The organism is Sphingomonas sp. CCH21-G11, assembly GCF_001555965.1.
Classification (GTDB): domain Bacteria; phylum Pseudomonadota; class Alphaproteobacteria; order Sphingomonadales; family Sphingomonadaceae; genus Sphingomonas.
In genome coordinates, this window is the sequence record NZ_LSHX01000019.1 from 87,151 (window position 1) to 102,531 (window position 15,381).

14 protein-coding genes and 1 tRNA gene are annotated in these 15,381 nt (G+C 69.8%); 6 read left to right on the plus strand and 9 right to left on the minus strand.

Annotation, left to right across the window (positions count from 1 at the left end; genetic code table 11):
- Positions 1 to 9: 9 nt before the first annotated feature.
- Both AX676_RS04525 and AX676_RS04530 read left to right on the plus strand, forming a co-directional pair.
- Positions 10 to 531, plus strand: a complete 522-nt coding sequence (locus AX676_RS04525; RefSeq protein ID WP_066544129.1) for a hypothetical protein — start codon at positions 10 to 12, stop codon at positions 529 to 531.
- 88 nt (positions 532 to 619) lie between these two features.
- Positions 620 to 2,845, plus strand: a complete 2,226-nt coding sequence (locus tag AX676_RS04530) for an alpha-galactosidase (protein ID WP_231726061.1) — start codon at positions 620 to 622, stop codon at positions 2,843 to 2,845.
- Between the two features lie 92 nt (positions 2,846 to 2,937).
- Here AX676_RS04530 and AX676_RS04535 read toward each other — a convergent pair.
- Both AX676_RS04535 and cpdR read right to left on the minus strand, forming a co-directional pair.
- Positions 2,938 to 3,012 (minus strand) — tRNA-Val (locus AX676_RS04535).
- A 163-nt stretch (positions 3,013 to 3,175) separates the two neighbouring features.
- Positions 3,176 to 3,553 (minus strand): cell cycle two-component system response regulator CpdR, encoded by a 378-nt coding sequence (gene cpdR / locus AX676_RS04540; protein ID WP_066477148.1) that lies wholly within the window; start codon positions 3,551 to 3,553, stop codon positions 3,176 to 3,178.
- Between the two features lie 98 nt (positions 3,554 to 3,651).
- Here cpdR and AX676_RS04545 point away from each other — a divergent pair, with 98 nt between their 5' ends.
- A complete protein-coding gene (locus AX676_RS04545; protein WP_066477146.1) occupies positions 3,652 to 4,509 on the plus strand; it encodes an N-formylglutamate amidohydrolase in 858 nt (285 codons plus the stop codon).
- A gap of 234 nt (positions 4,510 to 4,743) precedes the next feature.
- On the opposite strand, the gene AX676_RS04550 is transcribed toward AX676_RS04545, so the two are convergent.
- Both AX676_RS04550 and AX676_RS04555 read right to left on the minus strand, forming a co-directional pair.
- The gene (locus tag AX676_RS04550; RefSeq protein WP_066477337.1) at positions 4,744 to 5,517 is read right to left on the minus strand and encodes a SapC family protein; all 774 of its coding nucleotides are present in this window, start codon (positions 5,515 to 5,517) and stop codon (positions 4,744 to 4,746) included.
- Between the two features lie 35 nt (positions 5,518 to 5,552).
- Entirely contained in the window at positions 5,553 to 7,031 is a 1,479-nt protein-coding gene (locus tag AX676_RS04555; protein ID WP_066477144.1) for an FAD-binding oxidoreductase, read from the minus strand.
- A 79-nt stretch (positions 7,032 to 7,110) separates the two neighbouring features.
- Here AX676_RS04555 and AX676_RS04560 point away from each other — a divergent pair, with 79 nt between their 5' ends.
- From AX676_RS04560 to AX676_RS04570, 3 genes are all read left to right on the plus strand, one after another.
- On the plus strand, positions 7,111 to 7,602 hold the full coding sequence (locus AX676_RS04560) for a hypothetical protein (RefSeq protein WP_066477141.1): 492 nt from the start codon (positions 7,111 to 7,113) through the stop codon (positions 7,600 to 7,602).
- A 118-nt stretch (positions 7,603 to 7,720) separates the two neighbouring features.
- Positions 7,721 to 9,166: a DEAD/DEAH box helicase gene (locus AX676_RS04565; RefSeq protein WP_066477140.1), complete on the plus strand. Its 1,446-nt coding sequence runs from the start codon at positions 7,721 to 7,723 to the stop codon at positions 9,164 to 9,166.
- A gap of 8 nt (positions 9,167 to 9,174) precedes the next feature.
- Complete coding sequence (locus AX676_RS04570) at positions 9,175 to 9,372, plus strand: DUF1289 domain-containing protein (protein WP_066477138.1); 198 nt, start codon at positions 9,175 to 9,177, stop codon at positions 9,370 to 9,372.
- Between the two features lie 169 nt (positions 9,373 to 9,541).
- Here the strand turns inward: AX676_RS04570 and AX676_RS04575 are convergent, their stop codons facing one another.
- The 5 genes from AX676_RS04575 to prfA all read right to left on the minus strand — a co-directional run.
- Positions 9,542 to 11,044: a DUF4139 domain-containing protein gene (locus AX676_RS04575; RefSeq protein ID WP_066477132.1), complete on the minus strand. Its 1,503-nt coding sequence runs from the start codon at positions 11,042 to 11,044 to the stop codon at positions 9,542 to 9,544.
- A gap of 13 nt (positions 11,045 to 11,057) precedes the next feature.
- Positions 11,058 to 12,494, minus strand: coding sequence for a DUF4139 domain-containing protein (locus AX676_RS04580; RefSeq protein WP_066477336.1), 1,437 nt, complete (start codon positions 12,492 to 12,494; stop codon positions 11,058 to 11,060).
- Positions 12,495 to 12,654: 160 nt separating this feature from the next.
- Entirely contained in the window at positions 12,655 to 13,389 is a 735-nt protein-coding gene (locus AX676_RS04585) for a DUF4167 domain-containing protein (protein ID WP_331709242.1), read from the minus strand.
- 266 nt (positions 13,390 to 13,655) lie between these two features.
- Positions 13,656 to 14,465, minus strand: coding sequence for a peptide chain release factor N(5)-glutamine methyltransferase (gene prmC, locus AX676_RS04590; RefSeq protein ID WP_066477335.1), 810 nt, complete (start codon positions 14,463 to 14,465; stop codon positions 13,656 to 13,658).
- On the minus strand, positions 14,465 to 15,381 hold a 917-nt coding region (gene prfA, locus AX676_RS04595), incomplete at its 5' end, for a peptide chain release factor 1 (RefSeq protein ID WP_066544133.1). The genes prmC and prfA, both read right to left, overlap by 1 nt.

The following is a 15,381-nucleotide window of genomic DNA, read 5'->3' on the forward strand; positions in this document are numbered from 1 at the left end:
CACGACGCCATGGCCGGTCGCCCACGACGCGGCCAACCGCGGTGGCGCTGGATCCTGGCCGGCGTCGTCTTCTCCGGGCTGGTCGGCGCTGCGGTCTGGACAGGAAACGACTGGGGCGACGACGCGCCGGGCCGGGTGATTACCGGCCCGGCCGTGCCGCCACCCCCGCCGCGGGTCGTGCCGGACGCCGTGGTGCAGCCGCCGGCCGCGGTCGAGCCCCCTTCCCTGCCGCTGACCGAGCCGCCGCTGGCCGTCGATGCGCGCGTCGTGCTGCCGGGCGACGAACGCCTGGCCTTCGAGCTTGTCGCCATCACGCAGGCCGGCGACCCCGGCCGCATCCGCTATCGCCTGAACGGCGGCACGACGCGCGACGCCGGGCGCGGCGATCCGATCGGCGCGGGTTTCCGCGTGCTCGCCATCGACCCGGCGTCGGTCACGATCAGCAACGGGCGCGCCGGCTTTGAGGTGCGCCCGCCCGGCGCGACATTGACCCAGGAAGACAATGTCCCCGATGCTGGCGTGCCGTTCTGAACATGGCAGCCAGGGGGTAGTTCGACGCATGGTCCGACGCATTTGGGGGGAGCGGGTGCAAGGGGTTGCGCGCCGGATTGGCGGCCATGTGGCGGTACTGCTGGTCGCGGCATTTGCATCGGCTTTTTGGCCGGCGACGGCGTCGGCCCGGATCAGCGTCGGCGATGACGGGCGCAGCTTTCGCCTCGATGGCGGCGGGGTCACCTATGCCTTCGGGGTGACGGGCGATGGCGCGGTCCAGCACATCTATTGGGGACCGGCGCTGCGCCGCGACGACCGGCTCGCGCCCCGGGCGCTGACCAACCTGTCCGGGCTCGATCCGGTCAGCTCGATCGCGCCGCTCGAGTTTCCCGCCTGGGGCGGGCGTCTGTACACCGAACCGGCGGTGAAGATCGCCTGGCCCGACGGGGTGCGCGATCTGGTCCTGCGCTATCACGCGCACCGGGTGGAGGGCGGCCGGCTGATCGTCGAACTGCGCGACATCGATCGCCCGGTCAGTGTCAGCCTGTCCTACCGGATCGATGAGGACACGGGCATCGTGACCCGATCCGCCAGCCTGCGCAACGCGGGGCGGACGCCGCTGCGTGTCGACCAGTTCGCCGCCGCCGCCTGGACGCTGCCGCAGGGCGACGATTACCGGCTCCATTCGCTGTCGGGCCGCTGGGGTGCCGAATGGCAGCGTCAGCTGCGCGCGGTGAGCGGCGGCACGACCGTGCTGGAAAGCCGCCGGGGGGTGACGAGCAACCAGGCCAATCCCTGGTTCGCGATCGACCGCGCGGGGTCGGCGAGCGAGAGCGGCGGGCCCGTATGGTTCGGCGCGCTGGCGTGGAGCGGGTCGTGGCGCATCAGCGTGGACCGCAACGCGATGGGCGATGTGCGCGTCGTCGGCGGATTCAACCCGTTCGATTTCGGGTACCGGCTCCAGCCCGGCGAGACCCTGGCCTCGCCCGACTTTCATGGCGGCTATTCGGCGGACGGCATGGGCGGCGCCTCGCGGCTGCTGCACCGGTTCCAGCGCCGCCATGTCCTGCCCGGCGGGCCGGACGCGCGGCCCCGCCCGGTCCTCTACAACAGCTGGGAAGCCACCCAGTTCGCAGTGTCCGCCGACCAGCAGGTTGCGCTCGCCGAGCGCGCCGCCCGGCTGGGCGTCGAGCGGTTCGTGATGGACGATGGCTGGTTCGGCGCGCGCAACAGCGACAAGGCGGGGCTGGGCGACTGGGTCGTCAACCCGGCCAAGTTTCCGGCCGGCCTCGACCCGCTGATCGCGCGGGTCCGGGCGCTGGGGATGGATTTCGGCCTGTGGGTCGAACCTGAAATGGTCAACCCCGACAGCGACCTGTATCGCGCGCATCCCGACTGGGTCATCGCCATGCCCGGACGGCCGCGCACCGAATCGCGCAACCAGCTGATCCTCAACCTGGCGCGCGCGGATGTGCGCCAGCACCTGCTCGATGCGATCGACGCGCTGGTCAGTCGGCACGACATCGCGTTCCTCAAATGGGACCATAATCGCCACTGGTCCGAGCCGGGCTGGATCGGCGCCCCGCCCGAAGACCAGCAGCGGCTGTATGTCGACTATGTTCACGGCCTCTACTGGATCCTGGCCGAGCTGAAGCGGCGGCACCCCAAGCTCGAGATCGAAAGCTGTGCGGGCGGCGGCGGGCGGGTCGACCTGGGCATCCTGCGCTTTGCCGACGGGGTGTGGCCGTCAGACAATACCGACCCGTTCGACCGCCTGTTCATCCAGGACGGCTTTACCCAGGCCTATGCCCCCCAGATCATGACCGCCTGGGTGACCGAAAGTCCGCACTGGGCCAACGACCGCCGCACCAGCCTGGCGTTCCGGTTCCTGTCCGCGATGCAGGGCGCGCTCGGCATCGGCGTCGACCTGCGCAAATGGACGGAAGCCGAAGCGGCCGAGGCGGCGAAGTGGGTCGCCGCCTATAAGGGCGTGCGCGTCACCATCCAGCACGGCGACCTGTTCCGCCTGGAGCGCCCCGCCCCCGAAAGCACGCGGTCCGCCGTCGCCTATCGCAGCGCGGACGGCAAACAGATGGTCGTGCTCGCCTATCTCCATCGCAGTTCCAGGCTGGAGCCGCTGGCGAACGTGCGCGCTGCTGGCCTCGTACCGGACCGGCTCTACCGGCTCAGCCGGCTCGGCGCGGATGCCGGCACCGCGGCGACGGTGCGGAGCGGCGCTTATTGGATGAACATCGGCTGGGAAGGGCCGATGCGGGGGGATTATGTCGCTCAGGGCTGGGTGCTCGACCAGATCGCGGACAGCGCCGACGCGACCGGCCGTGCCGCGCCCTGACGCCCGGCCGCCCGGCCGCCCCGGAAATCACGCACATCAGCGCCGGATATCAAAAACCCCGCCGTCTCTTGCCGAGAAAGCGGGGTTTTCGATGGTGGGCGTGGCAAGGATTGAACTTGCGACCCCTGCGATGTCAACACAGTGCTCTACCACTGAGCTACACGCCCGCCGGGGAGTGAGGCCCATAACGGGCCGCGTGCGCGCTGGCAAGACGCTTGGCGCGATTCGGTGCGACGGCGCCGCCACGCCGCGGTCGTGCGCCAGACTCGTTTTCAGCTTTGCGAAATCGGTGCCGGTAAAGCGCCTGGCTCAGCCTGGCTGAAACAGCCCCTAGTTGCGCGACGGAATGCTCTCGCGTTCGAACATCCGGTCGACCTCCATCACCAGGTCGCGCAGGTGGAACGGCTTGGACAGGACGCGCGCCTGCGGCAGCGTCTGGCTCGCGCGCAGCGTTACCGCGGCAAAGCCGGTGATGAACATGACGCGCATCGCCGGCACGATTTCCGACGCGCGCTGGGCGAGTTCGATCCCGTCCATTTCGGGCATGACGATGTCGGTGAGCAGCAGGTCGAACGGCTCGCTTTCGATCAGCGGCAGCGCGGCGGTGCCGCGGTCGACCGCGGTCACCGCATAGCCCGAGCGTTCGAGCGCCCGCGTCAGATATTCGCGCATGGCGGTATCGTCTTCCGCCAGCAAGATTCGGATCATCGTCAACCTCCGCGACCGCACCGTCTATGCGGCAACCGGTAAAGATTTTCCAGACGCGCCCGATTGTCGGTCGACGGACCAGTCCCTATTCCGGACCAGTGGCCAGTCCAGCGGCGATTCCCTCGTTCGATATCATCGGTCCGGCGGAGCCGGCGACCCCGGTCATCGTGTCGGTGCCCCATGCCGGGCGCGATTACCCCCCGGCGCTGACCGCGGCGCTGCGCGTGCCCGTCGACGCCATCCGCGCGCTGGAGGACCGGCATGTCGACGCCGTCGCGCGCGCCGCGCGCGGTACGGAAACGATGCTGATCCAGCGCAGGCCGCGCGCGTGGATCGACCTGAACCGTGCCGAGCGCGACCGTGATCCCCGCGTCGAGGCCGGCGGCGCGAGCGCGCTCGCAATGCTGTCCGCCAAGGCGAAGAGCGGGCTGGGGCTGATCCCGCGCCGGGTGAGCCCGGTCGGCGACATCTGGAAATGGCCGATCGAGGCCGACGATGTCCGCGACCGGATCGCGCGCGACCATCGGCCCTATCACGCGATGCTGACGCGGCTGCTGGCCACGGCGCGGGCGCGGTTCGGCGTCGCGGTGCTGATCGACCTCCATTCCATGCCGCCGCTCGCGCCCCCGCATCACCTGACCCGGCTGGTCATCGGCGACCGGTTCGGCACGTCCGCGGGCGCGCGCATCGTCGCGCAGGTGGAGGGTGCGGCGGCCGGCCATGGCATGCGCGCGGCGCTCAACGCGCCCTATGCCGGCGGGCACATCCTGGACCGGCACGGCGATCCCGCACGCGGCATCCACGCGATCCAGATCGAGCTCGACCGGCGGCTGTATCTCGATCCCGCGCTCGACCGCCCCGACCCCGAGGGTGTCGCGGCCAGCGCGCGGCTGGTCCGCCGGCTGATCGACGCGATCGGCGACGCGATCACCGTCCTGCCCGCCGCCGCCGAGTAGCGGGCGCGACGCACATAAAAAACCACCTCGTGCACGAAGCACGAGGTGGCCAAGGTTCAGGGAGGAGACACATCCGAGGATGTGCCGCACGGGCCCGCGAAAGGGGGGAACGCGGGCGCGCCGTGCCTGATCTACATAAGGAAGACGTCCCGCGCTTTCAAGCGGCGGGCTGTCGAAAATCGCAAGAAGGCAACAACCCGCCGGGCTGCGCCTTCCCGCAAATCACATTCCGGCTCAGGCGTTTACGGTAATTCCGGGCACTTTGCCCTGCCGCGCCTGGCGCTCGAACAGGTCGCGCATCAGCCCCATCGAGAACAGATGGGCATGGATGAGCGGCAGCATCCCGTTCTGGACGATCTTGCGCAGCTGGTCGCCGCGCAGCTCGGCCAGCTTCTTTTCGTCGACCATCTGGAAGCCGCGATAGATGAACGGCTGGGGTGCGCCGTCCGGCTGGATCGAGATTTCGCCGTCGATCAGCAGCTTGAGGTCGCGCAGCTCCTTCATGAACAGCGCGGTGCGCTGGCCGGCCTGTTCGAACTGCTCGTTGAACTGCAGGATGCCCTTGGTCAGCTCGCTCGGCTCGCCATCGACGAACAGCGGCTCGCCGTCGTCGAACGATCCGATCGTGTCCGACGTCGGATCGAAGCACAGCGACAATTCGTCGCTGTCGGGGCGCAGCCGGGCGAGGAGATAGGGATAACGGCGGATATAGGCCGGGATGTACAGCCCGTCGTCGAGCAGCTTGCCGGTCTCGTCGAAAAAGACGTTGACCCCCTCGTTGAGGCCCATCAGGCCGAGCGGAACGCCGTCGTCACCGATCGAGAACACGATCGGCATCCGGCGCTGGACCATCGGGAATTCCTCGACCGTGACCGGCACCGCGTGCGCATTGACCAGGAACGGCGCCAGCCGCGCCGCGCGCACGCGGTAATCGGCGTGCGACTGGCTCGAAAGCGGTTCGAGCTGGTTGTAGAACAAGGGAAGCTGCTGCTGCGGCGCGCTGGCCATCATCGTCTCCTGATTTGGGGAAATTTGCAGCGCGTCTATGGCGTCGCATCGCCGGGCGCAAGCGCGACGAGCTTGCCCGGATTGAACAGGCCGAGCGGGTCGAGCGCCCGCTTGATCGCGGTCAGCGCCGCGATGCGCCCGGGCGGGGCCAGCCGGGCGAGTTCGTCGCGCTTCATCTGGCCGATGCCGTGCTCGGCGGAAATCGTGCCGCCCGCCGCCGTCACCAGATCATGGACGAAGGCGGTGATGACCGGCGCGTCGTCGCGATACCAGGCGGTGGCATCGACGCCGGCCGGGGCGCGGACGTGGAAATGGACATTGCCGTCGCCCAGATGACCAAAGGCGGTCGCATGCGTGCCGGGAAAGCGCGCCTCCGCCGCGCGCGCGGCGTCGATCATGAAACCGGGCATCGCATCGACCGCGACCGCGATGTCGTGCTGGACGGCCGGGCCGGCGCGGCGTTCGGCGTCGGACAGCGAATCGCGCAGCCGCCAGAACGCGTCCGCCTGCGCCTCGCTCGCCGCGATGACGGCGTCGTCCACCATGCCCTCGGCGATCGCGGCGGCGAGCATTGGTTCGAGCAGCGCGGCCGGGCCGTCGGGCGACGCGCCGACGGGGGCGACCGCCTCGATCAGCACGTGCCAGGGGTGGCGACCCGCCAGCGGCGCGCGCGCGCCGGGCAGATGCGCGAGCACCCGGTCGAGCGAGTCGCCGGGAATGATCTCGAAGCTCTCGACCGCGTCGCCCGCGCGCTCGATCCGGCGCAGCAGTTGCAGCGCGGCAGCCGGCGATGCCAGTCCCGCCCAGGCGACCGCGCGCGCGCCGATCGCCGGCACCAGGCGGAGCGTGGCGGCGGTCACGATGCCCAGCGTTCCCTCCGCACCGATCAGCAACTGGTTGAGGTCGTAGCCGCGATTGTCCTTTCTGAGCGCGGCGAGGCCGTCATGCACCTGGCCGTCGGGCAGCACGGCCTCCACCCCCGCCACCAGCTGGCGCATCGTGCCGTGGCGCAGCACCTGGGTGCCGCCGGCATTGGTCGAGACGAGCCCGCCGATCGTCGCGCTGCCCCGCGCGCCCAGCGTCAACGGAAAGCGGCGACCGACCCCGCCGGCGGCGTCGTGCAGCGTCGCCAGGACGACGCCGGCCTCCGCGACCGCCAGCCCCGCCTCGCCGGAGATCTGGCGGATCCGGTCCATCCGGCGCAGCGACACGATCAGGGCCGATCCGTCGGACGGCGGCGTTGCCCCCCCGACCATCGACGTATTGCCGCCCTGGGGCACCAGCGCGACCCGGTGGTGCGCAGCCAGCCGGACGATCGCCGCGACCTCGTTCGTGTCGGCGGGACTGAGCAGCGCCGCGGCGCGCCCGTGCCAGCGGCCGCGCCAGTCGGTCGTCCACGGCGCGATCTCGCCGGGATCGGTGGTCACCGCGCGTGCGCCGAGCATGGCCCGCACGTCGGCGATCAGCGCGCGCTGGGCCGGCGTCGCCGCCGTATCGGGCAGGGTCGCGTCCATTGCGGGACGGCGCTATCATGCAACGTCGCTTGCGGCCAGTTCATCGCGGGTTAAATTCGCCAACCACAATAGGGTGAAGATGGCACGGCCTTTGACATATCTGACGCTGCTCGCCGCCGCCGCCTGTCCCAGCCCGGTGCCCGCGCAGGTCGCGCCCCCTGCCGATCCGCCCCGTAACGACACCGGTCGGGTGGTGACGCGCACGATGCGCGTGCAGCAGCGGATCATCATTCGCGTGCCCCGCGCACCGGTGACGCCGGCGGCAATGGCGGGATCGACCGCGCTGCCGCCGATGAACTGGGTCGAGCAGCGGTCGGCCAAATGCGTGCCGCTCGCGCGGCTGGCGGCGGCAACGATTTCACAGAGCGGCAGCATCGACCTGTTGCTGACCGGCGGCAGCCGGCTGCGCGCGCGGCTGGAAAGCGAATGCCCGGCGCTCGATTTCTACTCGGGCGTCTATCTGAAGGGCACGAGCGACGGACAGATCTGTGCCCAGCGCGACACGATCCGGTCGCGTTCGGGCGGCCAGTGTCGCATCACCGCGCTGCGCGCGCTGGTGCCGGGACGCTGAAACTGCGCCCGCCGACCGGGTTCGTCGGAGGCCGCGCGCTTGACAAATGCGGCCAAATCCGCGAGCGCCGGGGGCTGAACGCAGGCCCAATACCGGACGCCCGTTCCCCGGAAACTCCATGACCTTTGCCGATCTCGGCCTCTCCGACGAACTGCTGCGGGCTGTAACCGAATCCGGCTATAGCGAGCCGACCCCGATTCAGGCGAGCGCGATCCCGTCCGTGCTGATGATGCGCGACCTGATCGGCATCGCCCAGACCGGCACCGGCAAGACCGCCAGCTTCGTGCTGCCGATGATCGACATCCTCGCGCATGGCCGCAGCCGCGCGCGGATGCCGCGCTCGCTGATCCTCGAGCCGACGCGCGAACTTGCCGCGCAGGTCGCCGAGAATTTCGAGAAGTACGGCAAGTATCACAAGCTTTCGATGGCGCTGCTGATCGGCGGCGTGTCGATGGGCGATCAGGTCAAGGCGCTGGAAAAGGGCGTCGACGTGCTGATCGCCACGCCGGGGCGGCTGATGGACCTGTTCGGGCGCGGCAACATCCTGCTGACCGGATGTTCGCTGCTGGTGATCGACGAGGCCGACCGGATGCTCGACATGGGGTTCATCCCCGATATCGAGGAAATCTGCACCAAGCTGCCCAAGCAGCGCCAGACGCTGCTGTTTTCCGCGACGATGCCGCCGCCGATCAAGAAGCTGGCCGACAAATTCCTCGACAACCCCAAGACGATCGAGGTGTCGCGCCCGGCATCGACCAACCTCAACATCGCCCAGCGCGTCGTGCCGGTGAAGGCCGACCAGAAGAAGGACGTGCTGCGCCACCTGCTCCGCGAGGAGGACGTCCGCACCGCGATCATCTTCTGCAACCGCAAGACGATGGTGCGCGAGCTCAACAAGGCGTTGCAGCGCCAGGGGTTCCGATCGGCGGAAATCCACGGCGACATGGACCAGTCGGCACGGCTCGCCGAGCTCGACCGGTTCAAGAAAGGTGACGTCAACATCCTGGTCGCCTCCGACGTCGCCGCGCGTGGGCTCGACATCAAGGGCGTGAGTCACGTCTTCAACTATGACGCGCCGTGGCATCCCGACGATTATGTCCATCGCATCGGCCGCACCGGCCGCGCGGGCGCGACCGGCACCGCCTATACTTTCGTCACCAGCGACGATGCCGAGAACATCGCCAATATAGAGAAGCTGACCGGCCAGCAGATCGAGCGCGTCAAGTTCAGCGCGCTGACCGGGCGCGATACCGGCGATGCGCCAGCGCCCGCGGTCGAAGATGCCGAAGACAAGCCGGCCAAGCGCCGGACGCGCGGCGGCAAGGGACGGGGCAAGGACAAGGCGGTCGAGCCGCGCGAAACCGCATCCGAAGCGGTGGTGGCCGCGCCGGCACCGCCCGCGCCGTCCCGTCGCCCGGCACCGTTCAGCGCGCCCGAGGCCGAACGCGCCGCCGACAAGTCGCCACGTCGCGACATCCGCCGCGAGGCCAATCGGGTCGACGGACCCGACGAAGGCTGGAACGGCCCGGTGCCGGCGTTCCTGGACGTGACGCTCGCGCGCTGAACGTCGGCATGGTCCCCCAGCCGGACTCCCGGGATTTCATCGCAAGTCCCTGTATCAACGTCTGCCGCATCGACGACGCGACCGGATGGTGCGCCGGCTGTGGCCGCACGCTGACCGAGATCGCGGGCTGGGTACGGTCCGACCCGGCGGCGCGGCGCGCGATCCTGGCCGAGCTGCCCGCGCGGCTGGCGATGCTGGGAAGTTGATCCAACAAGCGACGCATCATTGCTCGTCTCGCATTCCGCGTCACCCCGGACTTGATCCGGGGTCTCCCTGCCTGCTCTGACGCGAGAAGCAGCGGGGCCCCGGGTCAAGCCCGGGGTGACGGGGAAATGGGGTAAGCGTGCCCCCGAATGCCGACGTGCGGTCTGATGGTCAGCGTGCGGTGACGCGATAGCTGAGCGCGCGAGTCGCGTTGCCGGGTACCTCGACGATCCAGATGGCATCGCCATCCTTGCGCCCGAGCCGGGCCGACGTCCGGGACAGATTGCTGTCCCCAATCCGAAAACGGGCTTCGACCCGGACCGGATCGGGCGTCGCATTGCGCAGGGTCAGGCGATGGTCGGTCCAGTCGCCGTCCGACCTCACCGCCTCGACCTCCTGTGTCACCTGCGTCGCCGGGGCGACGCCGATCTCGACGGGTTCGCCCACCGCCTTGTCCTCCACGCTGCCCTCCCCCAGCAGCAGCCGGCGCGTGCCGTCGGTCGCGAACACCGCGACCTGGCCCGCGGGCAGCGCGACGCCAAGTCCCCGGTCGGTGCGATTCTGCACGCGCAGCATCGTCATCGGTGCGGATGCGCCACCGCCGAACACGTCGATCGCGACATAGCGTTCGACCGGCACCGCCGACTTTTCCAGCAGCGCGACCTGCTTCTGCGCGTTGGCGGCGACGGTCGTGGCGAAGGGCACCCGATAGAATTTGAGGTCGCCCAGCTCCTCCTGAACCACCTTGCGGCTCACCCGGTTGGCCGTGACGACGATTTCCTGTGCATAATCGGCGATCGGCGGCGCCGCGACTGGCAGCGGCAGAGGCGGCGACGGCGGTGGAGGCGGGGGCGGCGGCGCCACGCCGCAGGTGATCTGCAGGGGCGCGGCGGCTTCGCGATAGGGGCGACGATCCTCGCGGTTCACCCGACCCGCGACCACGCCGGTCTCGGCGGCGACGAAGCTGGTCGGATCGCCGCTCGCCAGCGTCACCCAGGCGGTGAGGTCGAGGCTGCGGCCATCGGGGGCGAGGGTCGCGACATAATCCGCCTGCCAGTCGAACCCCCAGGCGAGATAGGACAGGCCGATCGTCACGCGCTGTGCCACGGGCGAGTCGAGTTCCACCGACAGTGTCGGGCGCGCGGACAGGCCCGGCGGCACGCCGTCATAGACGATGTCGTCGTCGGTCGGCCCGCAGTCCGCGGCGAAAAAGCCATCGCGCGTCTGGACGATCGCCGCGCCGTCGGGCCCCGACCGGATGATCGCCGGCTCCTCGACCACCCGGCCCGATTTCAGATGCGTGCGCCGGATCGTCACCGGCCGGCCGAGCGCGCGGGCATAGAGGCTGCGCGGCGACAACAGGTCGGCATCGAGATTCTTTTCGCGCACCCCGCCAGGCAACCCGGTCAGGATCGCGCTTTCGGCGAACATGCCGCCCGCCACCCCTTCGAAACGCACCACTGCGCGCCCGGCGGGCAGGTCGATCGTGCGGCGTTCGGTGATCAGCGCGTAACCGGCCAGCCAGTTTGCGTCGATCGGCTGGTCAGCGCCACGGTCGGGCGCACGATAGACGGTCACCTGCACGCCATCCGGCGCGGGCGAGGTCATCACCTGCTGCGCCGCCGCGGGCAGCACGGTGGCGACCAGCGCCGCCATCGCCAGGATACGCAGCATCACCGCCGGCCGGTCAGAAGCGCGTGTCGAAGGTCGCGGTCACGCTCGCCTCGCCATTGGCGGGCACCTCGACGCGCCAGCGCACGCGGTCGGCATCGACGCGTTCGCTCTTCTGGCTTTCGCTCAGGATGCGGCTGTCGTCCCAATAGCTGTCGAGCCCCGCCTGTTCGAGCTCGACCACCGACGCCTGCGCGCGCGCATTGGTCAGCGTGTAGCGCATCGTTGTGCGCCAGCGGTCGCGCCCGATCCGCTCGCGCGTCTCGACCGTGGGCTTGACCTTCACGTCGAACGCCTCGCCGGTCTTGAGCGCCAGCGCCGATCCCATCGGGGTGTGGCCGATGCCGTTCTCGCCGATGAACTGCGGCGCGCCGCGCTGGTCGCGCATATAGACGCGGACCGTGCCGGCGGGCAGCGCATCGCCCAGTCCCCCCTGGCGCGAGGTCGAAAAGCGCAGCACCGTGTCGACGCTGCGCGCGTCGTCGCTGCTGCCCAGCCAGTCGTTGCGGAAATAATAGGCCTTGGCCGCGGGCGCGCCGGCGACGTCGAGGAAGCTGACCTGTTTCTGCTGCGCCTGCGCGATCGTCGTGCGCCCGGCGATCGGATAGACGTAGAAGTCGCCCAGCCGCTCGCGATCAGCGGTTTCGGTGCCCGGCCGGTTGCCGGGCGGCGGCGGCGGCGGGGATGGCGGGCGCGAATAGCGCCGCACCGGTTGCGCCTCGCCGACCGCGCCGGCGACGAGCAGTGTCCTGGCATCGACAAAGCTGGTGCCGCTGTTGTTGGTCAGCGTCACCCAGCCCTGGACGTCGATCTTGCCCGCCTGTTCATCGAACAGTGCGACATAATCGGCCTTCCAGCCAAAACCGCGCGAGAGATAGGTCAGCGTGCCGGGCCGCGTGCCCGCGCTGTCGGCGTCGAGCGTCACCGACAGGGTCGGGCGCGCACGCAGGCCGGCGGGCAGCGCGGGGAAGACGATGCGCTGCTGGCCGGGATTCAGCACTTCGATCCGGCGGCCGATCTGAACGACGATGCCGCCATTATTGGCGAGCACGCGCGCGGTTTCGCTGGTTTCCGCGCCCGTCGCGGGATTGGTGCGCACCAGCGTCACGTCCTGCCCGACCGCCTTTTGCAGCAGGCGCTGCGGGCTGAGCAGGTCGTAATCGAAATTCTGTTCGACGATGCTGACGCCGTCGGCGGCGAAGGTCACGGTTTCCGGGCGGATCGCGGCGGAGACATCGGCGAACTCCTGGGCAGAGACGCCGCGCGGCAGGTTGAGCTGTCGCCGGTCCTGAATCAGCGCGAGATCATTGTTGTAGATGGTGACCGCAACGTCACCCTGCGCGCCCTTGTCGATCGGTGCGCCATTGCCGGGAAGCTGCTGCGCGGCCGCCGCGCCCGCCGCGGCGATGCATCCGGCAACCGTCCAGATCACCGTCGAAACCCGCTGCCGCATCGCCATCCTCCTTTTGCGCCCGCCGCCAGGATGGCGGGTCGGATTGCCACATGCCACGGAAATCATTGCGGCAACATGACTGGCGCGCGGCTGGAACGACGACGGCCGATGCCCAAGGGGCACCGGCCGTCACGCGATTGAATCCACGCGGGACCAGGGTTCAGGCGACCGCGTCTTCCTCCGCAGTGCGCGTGCGGCGGCGGCGACGCGGCTTGGCCTCGTCCGCATCGTCGGCGCGCGCATCGACGGGCTCCGCGCCGAGCGAGGGCGGCAGCCGGTCGGCTTCGATCCCCGCCGGTGCCGCATCGCTCATCTCGACCGCCGGCATTTCGCGGCGGGGGCGACGGCCGCGGCGTGGCGCTTCGGCATCACCGGCGGCGGGAGCTTCGGTCCGTGCGCCCTCATCGACGCCGTGACCTGCGCCATTGCCGTTGAAGCGGGCGGGGCGATCCTCGCGCACCGGACGGTCCTCGCGCGGCTGGCGCTCCTCACGCGGCTGGCGTTCGGCGCGTTGCGCGCGCGCGGGCTGCCGCGACGATTCGCGCTCCTCGTCCTGGCCGTCGCCGTCGAATTCGATGTCGTCATCCTCATCGTCGAAGGACGAATTGTCGTCGCGCTCCTCGCGGCCACGACGATTTTCCTCGAAGCGCGAGCGCGATTCGTTGAGCACGCGGAAATAGTGATCGGCGAACTGGAGATAATATTCGGCGTTGACCCGGTCGCCCTGCATCTGTGCATCGCGCGCCAGATTCTTGTATTTTTCCAGCAACTGCGCGGCGTTGCCCCGGGCACGATTGTCGATGCGGTTGCCGTTATCGGGACGATTGGGGTTCCCGCCACCCTGCGAGCGTTGCCCGCCACGACCGCGACGGCGGCCGGCCTGACGATTGTTCATCAAGATAATCTGGTCCTGTCCTAAAGCCTGTTCGCTGATCCACTCGATCCAGGATTGCGTGGTTCGTCACGAGACGCGGCGGCGAGCCGACGCGATCCGCTAGCCATGGCCGCCGGACTGCAGCGACTGTCATGACGTGGGGTGGAGCGGCGATCATTTCGTTCAACCGCCGACAGCCGGCGTGGTCGAAACTCGTTAGCCCCGCCCCTGCTCTAGCCGGGCGCGCACCGATCGCCAAGTGAAATATGGTATTGGCCGCAACCGTTTCAACGCACGATCACCGCGCGCGGTCGCCCGGCCAGGTCGTGGCGCAGCGCGGCCGCCAGTCCCGTCGCGCGCACCATCGCGGTCACCGCGTCCGCCTGGCGATGTCCGATCTCGAGCGCGGCCATCCCGCCGGGCGCGATCAGGCGCGGCAGTTCGGGGACGATCCGCCGATAGGCATCGAGCCCGTCCGGTCCGGCGAACAGCGCCTCGGGCGGCTCGTGCGCGCGGACCTGATCGGGCAGCGGCTCGTCCACCCCGATATAGGGCGGGTTGGCGAGCACGAGGTCGAACCGGTCGTCAATGCCCTCCGCCCAGTCGCCCCAGCCGAAGCGGGCGCGGCCAGACATCCCCAGCATCGCCGCGTTACGGCGCGCATAGTCCAATGCGACGTCCGACGTGTCGCGACCGAATCCGACCGCATCGGGCCATTGGGCAAGTGCGGCGAGCAGCAGCGTCCCGGGTCCGGTGCCCAGATCGAGGACGCGTGCGGGTGGCACAGCGCCGAAATGCGCCACCGCCGCATCGATCAGCGTTTCGCTGTCCGGGCGCGGGATCAGCACGCCCGGCCCGACGGCCAGCGTGATCGTCCAGAAATCGCGCGATCCGGTCAGATAGGCGACCGGCTCGTGCGCCAGTCGACGCTCGACCAACCCGGCAAAGCCCGCGGGTTCGGGCGCGTCGAGATGGCGCAGCAGCACATCCTGCCGCGCGCAGCCCAGCGCGTGGGCCATCAGCAGTTCGGCATCGAGCCGGGGCGTGTCGCTGACCGATGCCAGCCGCGCCGTCGCCGCGTTCAGCGCCGCGCGGATCACGCCGCGTCGAGCTGCGCCAGCCGCTCGGCCTCGTCCTCGGCGATCAGCGCGTCGAGCAGCTCGTCCATCTCGCCCTGCAGGATTTCGGGCAGGCGGTGCAGCGTCAGGTTGATACGGTGATCGGTCACGCGGCCCTGGGGGAAATTATAGGTGCGGATGCGTTCCGACCGGTCGCCCGATCCGACCATCGACTTGCGCGCCCCCGCCCGCGCGCTCGCCAGCCGCTCGCGCTCCGCCTCGTACAGGCGGGTGCGCAGGACCTTGAGCGCCTTTGCCTTGTTCTTGTGCTGCGACTTCTCGTCCTGCTGGATCACGACCAGCCCGGTCGGCAGATGGGTGATGCGCACCGCCGAATCGGTCGTGTTGACCGACTGCCCGCCCGGCCCCGACGACCGGTAGACGTCGATGCGCAGGTCCTTGTCGTCGATCTGGACGTCGACATCCTCCGCCTCGGGCAGCACCGCGACGGTCGCGGCACTGGTGTGGATGCGCCCGCCGCTTTCGGTGACCGGCACGCGCTGGACGCGGTGAACGCCGCTTTCGAACTTCAGCCGGGCGAACACGCCCTGGCCGGTGACCGATGCGACGATTTCCTTGTAGCCGCCGGCCTCGGACGCGCTGGCGGAGATCAGCTCGACCCGCCAGGCGCGGGCGTCGGCGTAACGCTGGTACATGCGGAACAGGTCGCCGGCGAACAGCGCGGCCTCGTCGCCGCCGGTACCGGCGCGGATTTCCAGCATCGCGGGGCGTTCGTCGGCGGCGTCGCGCGGCAGCAGCGCGAGTGCCAGGTGCCGCTCCGCCGTTTCCAGCGCGACGCGGTTGGCATGCAGCTCGTCGGCCGCCATCGCGCGCAGCTCCTCATCGCCGTCGCGCGTCATCGCCTCCAGCGACCGCGCCTCGGCGCGCAGCCGCC

What these genes read in the sequence shown, in the direction of transcription:
- AX676_RS04585 (WP_331709242.1), bottom strand. Translation starts at nt 13,389, where the DNA reads ATGAACAATCGTCAGGCCGGCCGCCGTCGCGGTCGTGGCGGGCAACGC.
- AX676_RS04580 (WP_066477336.1), bottom strand. Translation starts at nt 12,494, where the DNA reads ATGCGGCAGCGGGTTTCGACGGTGATCTGGACGGTTGCCGGATGCATC.
- AX676_RS04550 (WP_066477337.1), bottom strand. Translation starts at nt 5,517, where the DNA reads ATGGCCAGCGCGCCGCAGCAGCAGCTTCCCTTGTTCTACAACCAGCTC.
- AX676_RS04555 (WP_066477144.1), bottom strand. Translation starts at nt 7,031, where the DNA reads ATGGACGCGACCCTGCCCGATACGGCGGCGACGCCGGCCCAGCGCGCG.
- AX676_RS04560 (WP_066477141.1), top strand. Translation starts at nt 7,111, where the DNA reads ATGGCACGGCCTTTGACATATCTGACGCTGCTCGCCGCCGCCGCCTGT.
- AX676_RS04525 (WP_066544129.1), top strand. Translation starts at nt 10, where the DNA reads ATGGCCGGTCGCCCACGACGCGGCCAACCGCGGTGGCGCTGGATCCTG.
- cpdR (WP_066477148.1), bottom strand. Translation starts at nt 3,553, where the DNA reads ATGATCCGAATCTTGCTGGCGGAAGACGATACCGCCATGCGCGAATAT.
- AX676_RS04575 (WP_066477132.1), bottom strand. Translation starts at nt 11,044, where the DNA reads ATGCTGCGTATCCTGGCGATGGCGGCGCTGGTCGCCACCGTGCTGCCC.
- AX676_RS04570 (WP_066477138.1), top strand. Translation starts at nt 9,175, where the DNA reads ATGGTCCCCCAGCCGGACTCCCGGGATTTCATCGCAAGTCCCTGTATC.
- AX676_RS04565 (WP_066477140.1), top strand. Translation starts at nt 7,721, where the DNA reads ATGACCTTTGCCGATCTCGGCCTCTCCGACGAACTGCTGCGGGCTGTA.